The sequence below is a fragment of the Roseobacter sp. TSBP12 genome, from assembly GCF_009129705.1.
In the GTDB taxonomy this organism is placed as follows: Bacteria; Pseudomonadota; Alphaproteobacteria; order Rhodobacterales; family Rhodobacteraceae; genus Celeribacter; species Celeribacter baekdonensis_A.
Window position 1 is genome coordinate 22440 of record NZ_PYIB01000024.1, and the last position, 16471, is coordinate 38910.

Here is a 16471-nt window from a genome sequence, read left to right on the forward strand (position 1 = left end):
TTTTTTAATCGACATGCAACTTTGCATGGCACCACTCCAACAGCACCGTCAGATCGGGCGCAAGCGGTTCGGCGATGTCGCCAGCAAAGGCGTCAAAGCCGTGAAGGTTTTTCTCATTGACCCCAAGGATTACCGGGACACCGCGATGCAGCGCCTCGGCGATCAGCGCGCGAAAGCCCCGGCCCGCCACTTCCTGTTTGCCGAATTTGTTGATCACAACCAACTCCGCCCCTGCCTCCAAGGCCCGTTCCGCCTGTGCCACGGCCAGTTCAAGCCCCTCGGCGTCCAAACGGCAGCCTTGCGACATCTCACCCAAGGCTTGCGTGATGGATCGGCTCTCCCCCGAGGGCAGCAGCTTCAGTTCCATATGGCATTTGCTTGCGCCGGGACGCTCGCGATTGATTTGCACCGCGCCCGCGAGACGGCGGCCCTCGGAGATCAGCCGGTCGGCCAAGGCGCATAACACCGCATCGGTTTCGCCGCGCCCCGCCATCATCACATATCCCAACATGAACCAGCCCTTGATCTGTCTGGCCCTTGCAGTCCGCGAGCCTTGATTGGATGGTATCTGGACATACAGACGGAACGCCAGAGAGGAAAGCACGCAGTGACACCAAGAATAACGCAGATCGCCGGGGTGATCCTTGCGGGGGGGCAAGCGACCCGAATGGGCGGGCAGGACAAGGGCATGATGCGGCTTGGCGGTGCACCTTTGATCGAGCGGGTGATCGCGCGGCTTTCGCCGCAATGCGCCACACTCGCGATCAGCGCCAATGGCGACCTGACCCGCTTTGCCGACTTTGGCTATCCGGTGTTCTCCGATGGCAGCATAGAGTCGCAGGGGCCTTTGGCGGGGGTTTTGGCCGGGTTGGACTGGGCCGCGCGCATGAGCTTTGAGGCGATTGTGACGGTGGCCACCGACACGCCGTTTTTCCCAACCGACCTTGTGACACGGCTGCAAGCGGGTTCCTCGCCCGTAGGTTTTGGCCTGGCCGTGACCGAGGCAGAAGGCAGACGGTTTTGGCATCCGACCTTCGCGCTTTGGCCGGTGGCATTGCGCGATGAGCTTCGGGAGGCGTTGCGGCACGATCAACGGCGGATGCGGCAGTTTGCCGAGAGCAAAGGCGTGGTGCCGGTGGTGTTTGAGACATCCCCGTCGTTTGATCCGTTTTTCAACATCAACACGCGCGAAGACCTCGCCCGCGCCGAAGCCATGTTGACCTCTTAAAGCGTGGTTTTGCTGCGGCGAATCAGATAGCTCTGCACGCCATCCTCGTCGGACATCGACACAAATTCATGCCCCGCCTCGGCGCAAAAATGCGGCACGTCGATCACCGCCGCCGGATCAGAGGCCCGCAGGCGCAATATCTCGCCCGGTGCCATCGCCAAAAGCCGCTTGCGGGCTTTGAGCACGGGCAGCGGGCACAACAGGTCGATGGCATCGAGGTCTTGATCAAAAATATGGGTCATACTGCAGCCTTACTGGCCGCTCATGCCCCTGTCCAGCCAGTCTCAATCCAACGCTACTGCGCCACGGCCGCCGAAAGATAAATCTCGTCCAAACGCGCCCGTAAATACTCCGCGGCGCGAATGGGCGCGTAATGCGCCGCACCCGTGCCGGGCAGCGGGGTGATCAGGCTGTCGGGATTGGGATCAAGGTAAAAGGCCGCCAAACGGCGCGGCGCGGCGGGCGGTAAAATCCGATGCGGCGCCGAGCGATATTGATCATTGGACCACCGCATCAGGCAATCCCCGACCAACACCAACAAACTGTCCGGCATGTCCGGCACATCGACCCATTGGCCCGCTTTGTCCTGAACCTGAATCCCGGCGGAGCCATCGGTCAGCACCATCGTCAACGCGCCGTAATCATGCTGTGCCGGACCGTCCACGGTGTCAGTGGCGGCAATGTCCCACGGGTTGGCCGGGTAATGTGACAGGCGCAGGGTGGCCATCGGTTCGGTGAAATGCGGCTGGAAAAAATCGGCGTGCAGATCGAGATCACGTTCGACCGCGCGCATCAAAAGCCGCCCCAGCGCCAGCATTTCCTTGTAATAATCCAACATCACATCGCGAAACATGTCGATCGCGGGCCACGCGTTTGGGGCGCGAAACGGCTCATGTGCCAGCACACGCGGATCGTTGGGTTGAAGATCCAAGCCGATGCTAAAACTCTCTTTGTACAGAGGCACATCCGGGCGGTCCGCCATCACTTCGACACCATAGCCCGCCCAGCCGCGATTGGTGTTGGAATGGCGGATGTCGAGGGGGGTTTTGTCCCGCGTTGGCAGGGCAAAAAACGTATCGGCCACCTCGCCCACATCCGTCAAAAGCCCGCGCGGAATGCCGTGATGTGTGAGAAAAAAAACGCCACTGTCGCGACAGGCCTCCCCCAGTGCTGTCGTAAACCCGACCGAATCTTGCCCAGACGAAAATGCCCGGAAATCCAAGACTGAAAACATATCTCTCTCTTTCAAATAAGGCCTGTATCCTCCTCCCCAGGACGATCTACAGGCGGATCGCGTTGACTGAGATCAGGATATGCGGCAACGGATCAGGTGAAGACCACAACCTATAGGGGAAATCCTCCGACAGGGGCTTTTGGTCATTCTACGGGCGATTTTCGGGTCAGGGGGTCAAAATTCGGGCGGATGTGATCCGGGCCAGAGGGCTGCAACAGAGGCTGCGACCTAATGAGTCCCGCGCAAAACCAGATGCGTGTCGATATAGGCCACGTCACTGGGCTTTTCGGGATCGGCCAGACGTGCGCTCAGCAATTCGACGACTTTATCGGCGTAAATGTCGATCGGATTGCAGACGGTTGTCAGATTGATCCCCGGCCAGCGCGCCATGGAAATATCATCAAATCCGACGATGGACAGATCGGCCGGAACGTCGATCCCGCGCGCGCGCGCAGCCCCCAGCGCGCCGATGGCCATGGCATCATTGGCACAGAGCAGCGCATCAAGGCGCGCGCGCTCAAACAGGCGTTCGGCGGCGGCAAACCCGCTCTCAACCGTAAAATCCCCGGCCTCAATGGCAACAGGTGCCAGCCCGGCGGCGGCCAAAGCCCGCATCATGCCGTCTTGGCGCGCGCTTGAGGAGCTATAGCCCAAGGGTCCGGCGATATAGCCAAAATTTTGGCGGCCACGGTCCAACAAAAGCTGGGCGGCGGCCTGGCTTCCTTGCGCATTGCGACAACAGACATTGTCGATTTGCGGATGATTGAGGACGCGCCCCGACGAGATCACCGGGATGTGCAGCTTGGTGCATTCTCTGGCAATTGCGGGGTCCATGGAGCCGGAGCGCAGGATCAACGCATCCAAAGGATAGCGCAGCACCTCGCCCATCGCCTCTTTGACGGATGAAAGCCCGCCGCCATCAATCAGGATCGGCCATTTTTGAATGGCGTTCAGTGCGCCGACAAGGCGGGTGACGACTTCGGTGTCATAGGCGTTGCGCATGTCGCCAACGAAAATCGCGACCAGATGCGAGCGCCCGCCCTGAAGCCCCGCGGCCAAAGCATTTGGCCGATAGCCCAGTTTGAGAGCGGCGTCGCGCACGCGCTCACGTTTTTCCTCGTCCAAATACGCGCCTTCGGTAAAGGCGCGCGACACCGCAGAGCGCGACACGCCCGCCGCCTCGGCCACGTCTTGAGCTGTCACACGGCGGTGACGCTTGGGTGATATGAGCTTATCCTGATCCACGGCGTCTCTGTCGGGCTTTGGGTCATATTTTGTCAAGAATGATAAAAATCTTTCACATTCCCATTACATCCGCCGGGTATCTGAACACGTGTGCACAGGCGTGCAGGCCCTGATGGACATCCGGGGCCTGCACGTGTCTTGCGCGTTTCTCCCGTGAGGGAGGACGGACCTTTTTCGACGCTTGCGCCCCGCTTGGGATGCCTGCGTGATTTAAACAGACACCGGAGATGTGACATGACCATCAAGACAACATCGAAATTCCTGGGGGCCGCAACCGCGTTCACCCTGTTGGGCACAGCCGCCTTTGCCGAAACCGAAATCACGTGGTGGCACGCGATGGGTGGCGATCTTGGCGAAACCGTCAATGAAATCGCGGCTGGCTTTAACGCCTCGCAAGATGAGTACAAAATCACTCCCGTGTTCAAAGGTTCTTACGAAGAGACCCTGACGTCGGGCATCGCGGCGTTCCGCGCCGGTGAACAGCCGAACATCCTTCAGGTGTTTGACGCAGGCTCCGCCACCGTGATCGGCGCCAAAGGCGCGACTGTTCCGGTGCAGGATCTGCTGTCCGAGAATGGCGTGGACTTCAACATCGAAGACTACATCTCCGGTGTGCGTTACTTCTACGCCGACAATACCGGCAAAATGATCGGCATGCCGTTCAACTCCTCCTCGCCGATCATGTATTTCAACGAACAGGCGCTTGAAGCGGCGGGCGTTGAAGCTCCTGTAACCTATGAAGAGTTCGAAACCGTTACCGCCCCCGCGTTGAAAGCCGCCGGTTACGTGCCGCTCGTGCAATCGCACCTGCCGTGGGAATTTGCCGAGAACTTCTTTAGCCGTCACAACCTGCCGTTTGCCACCAATGACAATGGCTACGATGGTTCTGAGGGCACCAAAATCCTCGTCAACACCGACGAATTCAAAATGCATTGGACTCATGTCAAGCAGTGGCTGGACGATGGGTATTTTGGCTTTTACGGCACCGGTTGGAACGACAACCAAGCCCAGTTCGAACAGGGCAAAGTTGGCCTTTGGATCGGCTCTTCCGGCTCCTTCGGCGGGTTGATGAAAAAAGACCTTCCGTTTGACTTCTCCGCCACCAACCTGCCGTTCTGGTCCTCCATCACCGAAGAGGGTTACCAAACCTTCATCGGCGGCGCGTCCCTCTTTGCCATGTCCGGCAAATCCGCCGAGGAAAACAAAGCCACGGCTGAGTTCTTCCGTTACCTGACCTCGCCGGAAGTTCAGTACATGTGGCACCGTGAAACCGGCTATGTGCCGATCACCACTGCGGCCTACGAGATGGCGAAAGCAGACGGCCACTATGACCGTTTCCCGGCTGCGGAAACCGGCATCAAACAGTTGATGCTGACCTCCGGTGAAAACACCAAAGGGTATCGCATGGGCTTCTACGTTCAAATCCGTGACGTCGAAAACCGCGAGTTCAGCCGCATCTTGTCGGGTGAGACCACGGTCGATGACGCTCTGGCGACGATCGAAAAAGAAGGCAACGAGCTTTTGGCCCGTTTCGCAAAAACCCAAGGCTAAGCCTTGCCTGTGACACCACACTGACGGCCGCACCCGCTGCGGCCGTCAGGCTTTCTCAGAAAGGCCCTCCCCCATGAAACGCGCTGGATTCTCCACCAAATGGTTGCCGATCCTGTTGCTTTTGCCGCAACTGTTGATCATCGCGATCTTTTTCTATTGGCCGGCGTTGCATGCCGTGACCTCTTCGTTCTACCTGCAAGACCCGTTTGGCTTTGGTCAGACCTTTGTGGGGCTTGAGAATTACACCCACCTCACCAGCTCCGTCGAATATCTCAAAGTGGCGAAGTTCACCGTGCTCTTCACGGTGTTGGTGACGTTTTTCTCGCTCGCTTTGGCGCTGTTGTTTGCGGTCAAGGCCGACAAGGTTCTGCGCGGGGCCAAGACCTACCGCACGCTGTTGATGTGGGTCTATGCGGTCGCCCCGCCCGTTGCGGGTTTCATCGGGCTTTTGATGTTCAACCAAACCTGGGGACCGCTGTCGGATTTGTTCAAATTCTTTGGCTGGGACTTTACCTTAGGCGTCAATTATTTTGACACGGCCTTTGCCATGATCGTGGTCTCCGTGTGGAAACAGGTCCCGGTCAATTTCATCTTTTTCCTCTCCGGCCTGCAATCCATCCCGCGGTCGGTGCGCGAGGCCGCGCTTTTGGACAACCGCTCTGGCACGCGCCGGTTTTGGGACATCACCTTCCCACTTTTGGCACCCACCGGGTTTTTCCTGTTGATCACCAACATCACCTATTCGCTGTTCGACACGTTCGGCGTGATCGATACGCTCAACAAAGGCGAGCCGGGCAACAACCCGATGACGCTGGTGTACAAGGTTTTCGTCGATGGTTTCCGCGGCAATGATCTTGGCGGTTCCTCGGCGCAATCCGTGATCCTGATGATCCTCGTCCTGGCCCTCACCGTCTTTCAGTTCCGCCTGATTGAGCGGCGCATTCATTACACTTGAGGATCTGACATGACTGACATTTCCGCCCATTCCCCTCATCCGGCCCATGCCATCGCGCAGACGCGCAAACGTACATGGTTCAAACTTGAAACCGTGTTTGATCACGCGATCCTGATCTTTGGCTCGCTGCTCATGCTGTTGCCGCTGTTGATCGTGTTGCAAACCGTGACCACGCCGGACCTTGAGACGATGAAACTCGGCCCGACGCTGACCATCGGCACTGAGCTTGATGACAACTTTCGCAAAGCGATGTTCGAAGCCTCGGGCTTTTCCGGTCAAAACACCGGGATGAACATGCTGAAAAACTCGATGATCCTCGGTCTTGGCTTTGCCTTGGGCAAAATCGTGATCGGGATGATGGCCGCCTATGCGATCGTCTATTTCCGCCTGCGCTTTGCCACTTTGGCGTTTTGGTTGATCTTCACCACGCTCCTGTTGCCCTTGGAGGTCCGCATCCTTCCGTCCTACGAGATTGTGCAACAACTCGGCATGATGAACACCTATCAGGGCCTGATCATCCCGCTGATTGCGTCCGCGACGGCGACGTTTTTCTTTCGCCAGTTCTTTCGCTCCGTACCCGAAGAGTTGATCGAAGCGGCGCGGATTGATGGGGCGGGGCCGATCAAATTCTTCATCGATATCCTTGTGCCGCTTTCGCAGACCATGATCGCGGCGATGTTCATCATCATGTTTGTCTACGGCTGGAACCAATATCTCTGGCCCACCATGATCACCACGGATGAGAACATGTACACCCTCGTGCGCGGCATCAAACAGATCGTGCAGACGCTCGAAGGCAACAACATCCCCGAATTTGGCCGGGCCAATATGTTGGCGCTGATCGCCATTCTGCCGCCCGTGCTCGTCGTCATTTTCTTCCAGAGCTGGTTCGTCAAGGGCCTCACGGAATCCGATAAATAAGGACTACAACTATGGCTCAGGTTAGCTTGGACTCTGTCCGCAAAATCTACCCCAACGGCGCAGAGGCCGTGACCCCTTCCTCTTTCCACATCGAAGATGGCGAATTCGTTGTCCTCGTTGGCCCCTCGGGCTGTGGCAAATCCACGTTGTTGCGGATGATCGCAGGGCTTGAGGACATCACCGAAGGGACGCTCTCCATCGGGGAGCGCATCGTCAATGACGTCGATCCCGCGGATCGTGACATCGCCATGGTGTTCCAAAACTACGCGCTTTACCCACATATGAGTGTGCGCAAAAACATCGCCTATGGCCTGAAAAACCGTAAAACACCGAAAGACGTAATTGACGCGAAAGTGGCCGAAGCCGCGGCGATGCTCAACCTCAATGACTACCTTGATCGCAAGCCCAGTCAACTCTCGGGCGGGCAACGCCAACGTGTTGCCATGGGCCGCGCCATCGTGCGCGATCCGGCGCTGTTCCTGTTTGACGAACCGCTCTCCAACCTGGACGCGAAACTGCGCAATCAGATGCGGATCGAAATCAAGGCGCTGCAACGTCGCCTTGGTGTCACCTCGATCTATGTCACCCATGATCAGGTCGAAGCCATGACCATGGCCGACCGCATCATCGTGTTGAACGGGGGCCGCATCGAACAAATCGGCACGCCCTCCGAGATTTATCACAACCCGGCCTCGACCTTTGTCGCCTCTTTCATGGGCGCTCCGCCGATGAACCTTGTCGCGGGCGAATTGTCAGAGGGCATCCTGTCTTTTGCCGGGCTTGACGTGTCGATGACAGTGGATCATCGCGGCCCGGTCACGCTTGGCCTGCGGCCTGAGGATTTGTTCATCGACGCCAAAGGGCCGATTGCGATGGAGGTCGATCTGGTCGAAGAACTCGGCGCGCATCGCTTGCTGCATGGGCGCGTCGACGGACAACAGCTGACCGTGCATCTGGCCAAAGAGATCGCCGCCAAATCCGGCCCGCTGCGGCTGTCCTGCGATCCCTCGCATCTGTGCCTGTTTCACCCGGACACCGGCAAACGGATGGACGTGCGTCATAAGGCGACACTGCAGGCGCGATCCAACACCACGGTGGAGAGCAAGGCGTGATTTCGCTGTTGGATCACCTCCCCTCCGTCACCGCCGAACAACGCAGCGCGCTTCTTGCCGCGCCGCGCACCGCCGAGGCGCATCGCGCGCTGATGGCCGATGTGATGGCGATGAGCGCGGTGCAATTGGGGGGCCAAACCACCCGTACCGCCCTGCCCGCCGAGATCACGGTTGCGGCATGGAATGTCGAACGTTGCCTGTTCCCCGCCAACACCGCCGCGCATCTGGGGGCGCTCGCCCCTGACGTGGTCCTGCTCTCCGAGGTCGATCACGGCATGGCCCGTACCGGCCAGCGCCACACCACGGCTGAGATGGCCGAGGCTTTGGGCATGGTCTACGCTTTTGGCGTCGAGTTTCACGAGTTGGATTTGGGCGGCGCGACCGAGCGGGCCTATTGCACCGATGATTTCAACGCGCTGGGGTGGCATGGCAACGCGATCCTATCCTCTGTGCCGTTTGAGGCGGTGACGTTGATCCGGCTCGATGATCATGGCCATTGGTTCAGCACCGACAGCGGCGCCGATCCTGATCAGCCGCGTTTGGGCGGGCGGATGGCACTGGCGGCGATTGTCCCGACCGAGCGGGGGCCGATCTGTGTCGTTTCCACCCATCTGGAAAGCAACGCAGGCCCCACGCATCGGCACGCACAATTTGAGATTTTGCTCAAGGCGGTGGAGGACTTTGCGCCCAACATGCCCGTGCTCATCGGGGGCGATCTCAACACCGGCAATCACATACCGCCAGAATTCGATTGGCGCAAAGAGACGCTGTTCGCGCTGGGGCGCGATCACGGCTATAGCTGGGACTTCACCGCCGAGGGCATGACCACGCGCCCCTCCCTGATCACGCCGCACCCGGAGCGGGTGATGAAGCTCGATTGGTTGGCTGGTCGCGATCTTATGGCGCGGGATAAGGGGATTCTTTGCTCTCTCGATACCACGGGTCGCCCCTTGGCCGATCATGACTGTGTCTGGTGCCGCATCGCCATCTAGCCCAATTTCTATGCGGTTTAAGAACATTTCAAACGGGGAGGCACGCGCCTCTCCGTTTTCATTTTGCCGTTAAAACAGGCATTTGAAACACGGGGCTTTATTCAACAGATTGAAACTGTCGAAAATTTTTCTCCGAAATCGCCATTTCTGAACGTTTCCCGCTCCGTCCCCCCTCAAAAACTACATATACTAGAATAATTTTGCTTTCTTATAACTAATACTAGAAACCTATTGCTCGATATGGCGAGTAGGTGTCACTTTTTCCTCAAATCACCGCCACCGCATCAGCGTCGGCCCCGGTGAAACGTGAAGATCATGCAAGGAACTTTTGACGATGGCCTACCCTGCGGCAACTCCGATACATCCTGAGACAGAGGTCACCTTTGACCGCGATGCCAAAGAGGATTTGATTACGCGCATCCGCGACAGTGTCATTGGCGAGGGTCAAGCCATCCCCGGCCCCTATGGTCCACGCCCTTTGGTCTATGCCGATTTCATCGCCTCGGGGCGCTCCCTTCACATGATCGAAGACGCGATTGCTGACATCGCCCTGCCGGTTTACGGCAACACCCACACCGAAACCTCCTACACCGGGCGCGAAACCACGGCCCTGCGCGAAGAGGCGCGAGGCATCATCGCCGAGGCGCTTGGCGCGACCCAAGATCACGTGGTGATCTTCACCGGCAATGGCGCGACGGCGGCGGTGGATCGGCTGGTGCGGGGTATGGATGTTGAGGCCAAAGTGCGCGCGGGCGACGCTCCGGTGGTTTTTGTCGGCCCCTATGAGCACCACTCAAACGATCTGCCATGGCGCGAAACCGGCGCGGTGATTGAGCGGATCGGCCTTGATGCTTTGGGCCAAATCGACCTCGCCCATCTGGCCGAACGCCTGAAGGCCCACCCGGAAGAGGTCCTTAAAATCGGTGCCTTCTCCGCCGCTTCCAATGTGACCGGCGTGCGCTCAGATCTGAAAGCCATCGCGACGCTGCTGCACCGACATGGCGCGCGCTTCGTCTGTGATTTCGCCGCTGCGGCTCCCTATGTCGACATGTCTTTGACCCTTGACGCCACGGACCCGGATGCGCGGATCGACGCGATTTTCTATTCCTCGCATAAATTCATTGGTGGCCCCGGTGCCTCTGGCGTTTTGGTGGCGGAGAAGGCGCTGTTCACCTCCACCCGCCCCGGCGTCACAGGTGGCGGCACGGTGAGCTATGTCACCGCAGGCCACCACACCTATGTGCGCGACATCGAACGGCGCGAAGAGGCGGGCACGCCCGGCATCGTCGGCGACATCCGCGCAGGGGCCGTCATGGCGCTGAAAGAGGCGGTGGGATCAGCCGAGATCGAACGGCGCGAACGCGCGATGATGCGCGAGGCCTTTGCCCGCCTCTCCACCGCGCCGGGTCTGAGTCTTCTTGGGCCACTGGACACGGATCGGCTTGGGGTTTTGTCCTTCAACATCTCGTGTGAAGGGCGAATGCTGCATTATGGTTATGTCGTTGCTCTGCTCAACGATCTGTTTGGCATTCAGGCGCGGGGTGGCTGTTCTTGTGCTGGCCCTTATGGTCACGAATTGCTGCATATCCCGCAAGAGACCGCCACCGCCTATGAGGCCGCGATTGCGCAGGGCAAAAGCCTGATGCGGCCCGGCTGGGTGCGGCTGGGGTTCAACTACTTCTTTGACGCGCAGACGGTTGACTACATCATATCTTCGATTTTGTTTATATGTAACAATGGATTGCGCTTCCTTTCGGACTATGATGTGGATGTGGCTCAGGGGCTTTGGCGACATAAAAACGGTGCGGCCAACACCCCCGCCACACTCAAAGGCTTCTGGAGGATCGACACCCCAACCAAACGCCAACCCTTTGCGCAACGGGACATGTTTCTTACGCTCGCCGCCGAGCTGGCCGCTGCGCGGGACCGTCCCGCTTTGAAACACAGCCCCGTCTTTGAGCCGAATTGCGAAGCTCTGCGGGGGTTTTGGATGCCACAGGATGTGGTGTCTCATCCCCCGGCTTGATCGAAAACACGCCCGTGAGGCGCGCCGATATAAATGGACCACAGGAGACCGACATGACCGACGCCCCCGAAATCACTCTGGAACAACTGTCCGGCGCTTACGCGATGCGCGCCAAATTCTATATGCACATGTTCGATGTGCTGCGCGAAGAATTTGGCCCGGAAAAGACCATCGAATTGATGGGCGAAGCCACCTACCGCCTTGGTGCCGAAATGGGGCAAAAGCTCAAACCGCATGGCCCCGCCAATATCGAAGCTCTGACCGAACAGTTTCTGGCTGGCATTCCCTGCCGCGATCACCTGTTTGCGCCTGAGCTGCGCAAATGCGACGCTGAGGGGATGGAGATTCAGTTTCACCGCTGCCCACTCAAAGACAATTGGGAAGCCGCCGGGCGCGAGGGCGAAGAGCTTGAGATGCTCTGCCGTGCGGCGGGCGCGATTGACGCGGGCATGTTTGGCGCGGCAGGGTTTACCTTTAAGGGCGAAACCTGGAAACCCGGCCAAACCGGATGTTGCCGCCTGATCGTGGAACCCGGCCCCGTGGCGGTGGAATAAGCCCGCCAAAGTCCACACCCTCAGACCCGGATCAACCGGGCTCTTTCACACTCAAACACCCTTCCGACCAACAGAGGAACTCACCATGAAACTCACACGCAGAACGGCACTTTTGCTTGCTGCTGCCACCGCGTTGACCCCGGTCGCAGCCTTTGCCCAAGACAGTGTTAAACTCGGTTACCAACTGCCGCTCACCGGCAACACCGCGCAATATGGTCAGGATTTCAAAGATGCGGCAGAGATCGCATTGACCAAATTCAACGCCTCGGGCGCGCTGCCTGTTCCGGTCGAAATCATCTATGAGGATTCGCGCTCTGACGCCAAAGAGGGCGTGACCATCGCGCGCAAATTTGTCGATGACAAAGAGATCGTCGGCGTTTTGGGCGATTTCACCTCGACCGTGTCGATGGCCGCGGCTCAGGTGTATAAAAAAGCCGGAATGGTGCAATTGTCGCAAACCGCGTCGCACCCGGATTTTGCCAAAATCTCCAAATGGCAGTTCCGCAACATCACCACCCAAGACCAAGAAGGCGCCGTGAACGCCCAGTGGATGATGGACAAAGGCATCAAAAAAGTCGCGGTGATCGCGGAGCAAACCGACTGGGGTCAATCCGTGGCGAAAGGCTTTGTCGAGCCGTTTGAAGCCGCCGGTGGCGAAGTGGTTTACACCGAATTCTTCAACCGCGGTCTGGCCGATTTCCGTTCCATCATCACCAAGCTCGAAGATCAGGCACCCGACGCGGTCTACACCGGCTTCTTCTATGAAGATGGCGCGCAGTTCCTCAAACAAATGGCACAGCTTGACGCCGAAATCCCGATCTATTCGACCTCGGCGGCCTATAATGACCAGTTGATCGAATTGGCGGGCGAGGCTGCCGAAGGCCTGTTGCTGACCGCGACCTTCTTGCCGACGCGGATGGATGCGAATGTTCAGGACTTCGTCACCGAATGGGACAAAACCCATGATCACGCCCCCGGTCAGTTCCCGGCACAGGCCTATGACGCGGTGAACATCATGTTGGCCGCCGTGGTCAAAGCCTACCCGGATCTCACCCGCGAGAGCCTGCGCGATGCTGTGGCCGCCACGAGTGATTTTCCGGGCGTCACCGGCAACACCACATTCGATGAAAACGGCGAACCGCTGAAGGAGCTGACCAAGGCTTCCGTAGTGGGCGGCGTGTTTGTCGAAGTCGAATAAACCCTTCTCCCCGTCCGCACAGCCTCCGGGCTGACCGGGCGGGGACCATACCAAAAAGGGGGACGACGTGCTCGATCCTTATATCCTGCAACAATTGGCCATCGGTTTGTCCTTGGGCATGATCTACGCGCTTATGGCCATCGGATTTACGTTGATTTTCGGCGTGTTGAACGTGGTCAACTTTGCCCATGGCGAGGTCTACACCATCGGTGCCTTTGCCGGGCTTATGGCAATTTCGGCCTTTGGACCGCCGCTTTTGGTGGTGCTGTTTATCGCATTGGCTGCGGGCGCCTTGGCCGGGTTTGGCCTTGAACGTATGGCGTTTCGCCCGTTCCGCCGCTTCTCGGATGAGGCCTCGTTGAAATCGCGCGCCATGCGGGAGGCCACGCTGATGTCTTCGCTCGCCATGTCGATCATCGCCCGCGAAGCGATGGAGATGGTCTTTGGCTCACAATTCCAAACCGTCGATCTGGCCTATCTGATCAACAAACCGATCCACATCGGCCCGATCACCATCGTCAACGGCGATTTGATCATCTTGGGCGTCACGTTACTGATGCTCGGCGGCTTGCAATGGTTGCTGAAAAAAAGTCCCATCGGCCTGTCGATCCGCGCCGTCTCAAACAACGCGTTGGGCGCGAAATATTGCGGCATCAACACCGACCGCACCATCATCATCACCTTTGTCATCGGCTCCGCCATGGGCGCGCTCGCGGGCATCTTGGTGGGTCTGTATTACGGCGCGATCTTCCCCTCAATGGGCTTTACGCCCGGCATCAAGGCCTTTGTTGCCATGGTCATGGGCGGCTTGTCCTCCGTGCCCGGCGCTGTGATCTCCGCCATCATCTTGGGCTTGTCCGAGAGCCTTTCGACCAGCTTCATGCCCTCCGTTTGGTCCGACATGGTGGCCTATGCCTTCCTCTTGTTGACCCTGATCTTTTTCCCGCAAGGCCTTTTTGGCGCAAGGAGGGAACGTGTCTAAATCGCTCCTCATCAAACTCGGCCTGCTCGTATTGGCCTTTGCCCTGATCCCGGCGCTGCTCGTCGGTTTTGACAAAGGCTACTACTATCAGATCGCCACCATCGCCGCGATTTTCATGTTGCTCGCGGCCTCGCTTCACCTCGTCACCGGGGTGGCTGGACTGCTGCACTTGGGTCATGCCGCGCTTTACGGCGTAGGGGCCTATGTGGCAGCGATTTTGGGGGCCAATCATGGCATTGGCTTCACCCTTGGCCTGCCGCTTGCGGGCCTGTCCGCCGCCGCCATCGCCTTTTTGGTCGCCCTGCCCACCATGCGCCTGATGTCGATCTATTTCGCCGTTGCCACGCTGGGCATTGGTCAGATGCTTTATCTGGTGTTTCTCAATTGGGTTGGCCTGACCAACGGGCCGAATGGTGTGATGTTGTTCTCTGGCATCAACCTGTTTGGCTTAGAAATCGACAGTGATCTGGGCATCTACTATGTCGTCGCGGGCATCGTTGCGATCTCTATCCTCGTGCTCAACCGGCTCAGCCATTCCTATTATGGCAATGCGTTGCGTTCCCTGCGCGAAGACGATCAATGCGCCTCGGCCATGGGCATCAATGTCACCGTGATGAAAATCCAAGCCTTTGTGATCTCTGCCTTTTTCGCTGGCATCGCCGGTGCGCTTTGGGCCTACACCACGGGCTACATCTCGCCCAATGACTTCCATTTTTCGCAATCCATCCTGATCCTGACCATGGTTGTGGTCGGCGGTCTGGGCAGCCTTCCGGGGGTGTTGATCGGCGCGTTGTTGTTGATCCTTCTGCCCGAAGCCCTGCGTTCGGTTGGGGATATTCGCAACATCATCGTCGGTGTCCTGATGTTCTCCGCCATCCTGTTTTTGCCCAAAGGTCTGTTCGGCGAAGTCTCCGCCCTCAACTTTGCCCGCCGTGTCCTTGGCCAAGGCTGGGCCGCCAAAAAAGGCGAGAAAGGCATCGGTTGGAAATGACCGCTATTCTCGAACTCGACCATCTGACCCGCGCCTTTGGCGGCCTCAAAGCGGTCGATGATGTCAGCACACAGGTCCATCAAGGCGAGCTGTTTGGCCTGATCGGGCCGAATGGTGCCGGGAAAACCACGCTGTTCAACCTGATCTCCGGCTTCACGCCACCCTCCTCTGGCGAGGTGCGGTTTAAGGGCGAGGTCATCACCGGATTGTCGGCGCATAAGATCGCCCACAAAGGCATGTCGCGCACCTTTCAAAACCTGCGGGTGTTTCCGAACATGACCGTGTTCGACAATATCTCCGTCGGCGCACTTGGGATGATTGGCGTCGGTCCTATCTCCTCGCTCTTCGGCGGCAAGGCGCGGGCAAAAGACATCTCGGAGCGCAGCTATGAGATGTTGGAACGGGTGGCTTGGCCGATCATGCCGATGACCTCGCCGCCAACCTCAGCTACGGCAAGCGCAAATACCTTGAGATCGCGCGTGCCTTGGCGATGAAACCCGATCTTTTGATCTTGGACGAACCTGCCGCAGGCATGAACGATTCCGAGACCACGGAACTGGCGCACTTCATCACCGGGCTGAACAAAGAGGGGCTGACCATCATGTTGGTGGAGCACGATATGGGGCTGGTCATGGGCATTTGCGAACGGCTTGTGGTGCTCGCCTCGGGTCGTAAAATCGCCGATGACGTGCCTGCAGTGGTGCGCCAAGACCCCGGCGTGTTAGAGGCCTACCTTGGGGGAGATGAGGGATGAGCAACATTCTTGAGATCAAAAACCTGTCGCTCAAAATCGGCATTCAGGACATTTTGCACGACATTTCGGTCACCGTGCCGGAGCAGGGCATCGTATCCGTGCTGGGCGCCAACGGGGTGGGCAAAACCTCCCTGATGCGCTGTATCTCCGGGATTTATCACGCCACGGGCGGGGAAATCCTTTTGGAAGGCGAAGACATTTCCAAGCTCAAAAGCCACGAGATCGTTGAGCGCGGCATCATGCAGGCCCCGGAAGGCCGTCAGATTTTTTCCAACATGACCGTGTTGGAAAACCTTGTGATCGGGGCTGGGCCACTGGGGCGGCAGGAATTGGATCATGTCTTGGCCCTGTTCCCGCGTCTCGAAGAGCGCCTGAAGCAACAGGCCGGGTCGATGTCGGGCGGCGAGCAACAGATGCTCTGCATTGGGCGGGCGTTGATGCGCAAACCCAAAGTGTTGCTTTTGGACGAACCCTCGCTGGGCCTCGCCCCGCGCTTGGTGGGCTTTATCTGCGAGCTGGTGTCGAAAATCCGCGCTGAGGGCTATGCCGTGCTGTTGGTCGAACAAAACGTCAAAGCCGCGCTGCGGATTTCGGACACGGCTTCGGTGATTGAACACGGCAAGATCGTGATCGAAGGCGACGCCTCGGCTTTGGCCAATGATCCGCGTGTGGCGGAGGCCTATTTGGGCGGCCACGTCCATGAGACCGCTTAAACATCCGACATATCG

18 protein-coding genes are annotated in these 16471 nt (G+C 58.5%); 14 read left to right on the plus strand and 4 right to left on the minus strand.

Features of this window, described 5'->3' with window-relative positions; translation table 11 throughout:
* Positions 1 to 4: 4 nt before the first annotated feature.
* Positions 5 to 511, minus strand: coding sequence for a DUF2478 domain-containing protein (locus C8029_RS05965; protein ID WP_009572162.1), 507 nt, complete (start codon positions 509 to 511; stop codon positions 5 to 7).
* Positions 512 to 607: 96 nt separating this feature from the next.
* On the opposite strand from C8029_RS05965, the gene mobA reads away from it, so the two are divergent.
* Positions 608 to 1228, plus strand: coding sequence for a molybdenum cofactor guanylyltransferase MobA (mobA, locus tag C8029_RS05970; RefSeq protein WP_269771046.1), 621 nt, complete (start codon positions 608 to 610; stop codon positions 1226 to 1228).
* Here mobA and C8029_RS05975 read toward each other — a convergent pair.
* From C8029_RS05975 to C8029_RS05985, 3 genes are all read right to left on the minus strand, one after another.
* The gene (locus tag C8029_RS05975; RefSeq protein WP_009572160.1) at positions 1225 to 1470 is read right to left on the minus strand and encodes a sulfurtransferase TusA family protein; all 246 of its coding nucleotides are present in this window, start codon (positions 1468 to 1470) and stop codon (positions 1225 to 1227) included. The two genes, mobA and C8029_RS05975, sit on opposite strands and share 4 nt — an antisense overlap.
* Positions 1471 to 1523: 53 nt before the next feature.
* Positions 1524 to 2462: an isopenicillin N synthase family dioxygenase gene (locus C8029_RS05980; RefSeq protein ID WP_009572159.1), complete on the minus strand. Its 939-nt coding sequence runs from the start codon at positions 2460 to 2462 to the stop codon at positions 1524 to 1526.
* Between the two features lie 228 nt (positions 2463 to 2690).
* Positions 2691 to 3707 (minus strand): LacI family DNA-binding transcriptional regulator, encoded by a 1017-nt coding sequence (locus tag C8029_RS05985; protein ID WP_226946249.1) that lies wholly within the window; start codon positions 3705 to 3707, stop codon positions 2691 to 2693.
* Between the two features lie 234 nt (positions 3708 to 3941).
* Here C8029_RS05985 and C8029_RS05990 point away from each other — a divergent pair, with 234 nt between their 5' ends.
* The 13 genes from C8029_RS05990 (at position 3942) to C8029_RS06045 (ending at position 16456) form a co-directional block, all read left to right on the plus strand.
* A complete protein-coding gene (locus tag C8029_RS05990; protein ID WP_193217600.1) occupies positions 3942 to 5258 on the plus strand; it encodes an extracellular solute-binding protein in 1317 nt (438 codons plus the stop codon).
* A 73-nt stretch (positions 5259 to 5331) separates the two neighbouring features.
* Positions 5332 to 6213, plus strand: a complete 882-nt coding sequence (locus C8029_RS05995) for an ABC transporter permease subunit (protein ID WP_009572156.1) — start codon at positions 5332 to 5334, stop codon at positions 6211 to 6213.
* A gap of 9 nt (positions 6214 to 6222) precedes the next feature.
* Positions 6223 to 7134 (plus strand): ABC transporter permease subunit, encoded by a 912-nt coding sequence (locus C8029_RS06000; protein ID WP_414632325.1) that lies wholly within the window; start codon positions 6223 to 6225, stop codon positions 7132 to 7134.
* Between the two features lie 11 nt (positions 7135 to 7145).
* Positions 7146 to 8246, plus strand: coding sequence for an ABC transporter ATP-binding protein (locus tag C8029_RS06005; protein WP_152002471.1), 1101 nt, complete (start codon positions 7146 to 7148; stop codon positions 8244 to 8246).
* Positions 8243 to 9238 carry an endonuclease/exonuclease/phosphatase family protein gene (locus C8029_RS06010; protein ID WP_152002472.1) on the plus strand — a complete coding sequence of 332 codons (996 nt, stop codon included), beginning with the start codon at positions 8243 to 8245 and terminating at the stop codon, positions 9236 to 9238. The genes C8029_RS06005 and C8029_RS06010 overlap by 4 nt, the downstream gene beginning before the upstream one ends.
* Before the next feature lie 334 nt (positions 9239 to 9572).
* Positions 9573 to 11264, plus strand: a complete 1692-nt coding sequence (locus C8029_RS06015) for an aminotransferase class V-fold PLP-dependent enzyme (protein ID WP_152002473.1) — start codon at positions 9573 to 9575, stop codon at positions 11262 to 11264.
* A 53-nt stretch (positions 11265 to 11317) separates the two neighbouring features.
* Complete coding sequence (locus C8029_RS06020; RefSeq protein WP_009572151.1) at positions 11318 to 11818, plus strand: L-2-amino-thiazoline-4-carboxylic acid hydrolase; 501 nt, start codon at positions 11318 to 11320, stop codon at positions 11816 to 11818.
* 85 nt (positions 11819 to 11903) lie between these two features.
* The gene (locus C8029_RS06025; protein WP_009572150.1) at positions 11904 to 13016 is read left to right on the plus strand and encodes an ABC transporter substrate-binding protein; all 1113 of its coding nucleotides are present in this window, start codon (positions 11904 to 11906) and stop codon (positions 13014 to 13016) included.
* 67 nt (positions 13017 to 13083) lie between these two features.
* Complete coding sequence (locus tag C8029_RS06030; protein WP_009572149.1) at positions 13084 to 13998, plus strand: branched-chain amino acid ABC transporter permease; 915 nt, start codon at positions 13084 to 13086, stop codon at positions 13996 to 13998.
* A complete protein-coding gene (locus C8029_RS06035) occupies positions 13991 to 14989 on the plus strand; it encodes a branched-chain amino acid ABC transporter permease (RefSeq protein ID WP_009572148.1) in 999 nt (332 codons plus the stop codon). Before C8029_RS06030 ends, C8029_RS06035 begins: the two co-directional genes overlap by 8 nt.
* On the plus strand, positions 14986 to 15483 hold the full coding sequence (locus C8029_RS06040) for an ABC transporter ATP-binding protein (RefSeq protein WP_286189738.1): 498 nt from the start codon (positions 14986 to 14988) through the stop codon (positions 15481 to 15483). Before C8029_RS06035 ends, C8029_RS06040 begins: the two co-directional genes overlap by 4 nt.
* Positions 15399 to 15743: an ATP-binding cassette domain-containing protein gene (locus C8029_RS22690; protein WP_286189739.1), complete on the plus strand. Its 345-nt coding sequence runs from the start codon at positions 15399 to 15401 to the stop codon at positions 15741 to 15743. Before C8029_RS06040 ends, C8029_RS22690 begins: the two co-directional genes overlap by 85 nt.
* Positions 15740 to 16456 (plus strand): ABC transporter ATP-binding protein, encoded by a 717-nt coding sequence (locus C8029_RS06045; RefSeq protein WP_009572146.1) that lies wholly within the window; start codon positions 15740 to 15742, stop codon positions 16454 to 16456. Before C8029_RS22690 ends, C8029_RS06045 begins: the two co-directional genes overlap by 4 nt.
* Positions 16457 to 16471: the final 15 nt, after the last annotated feature.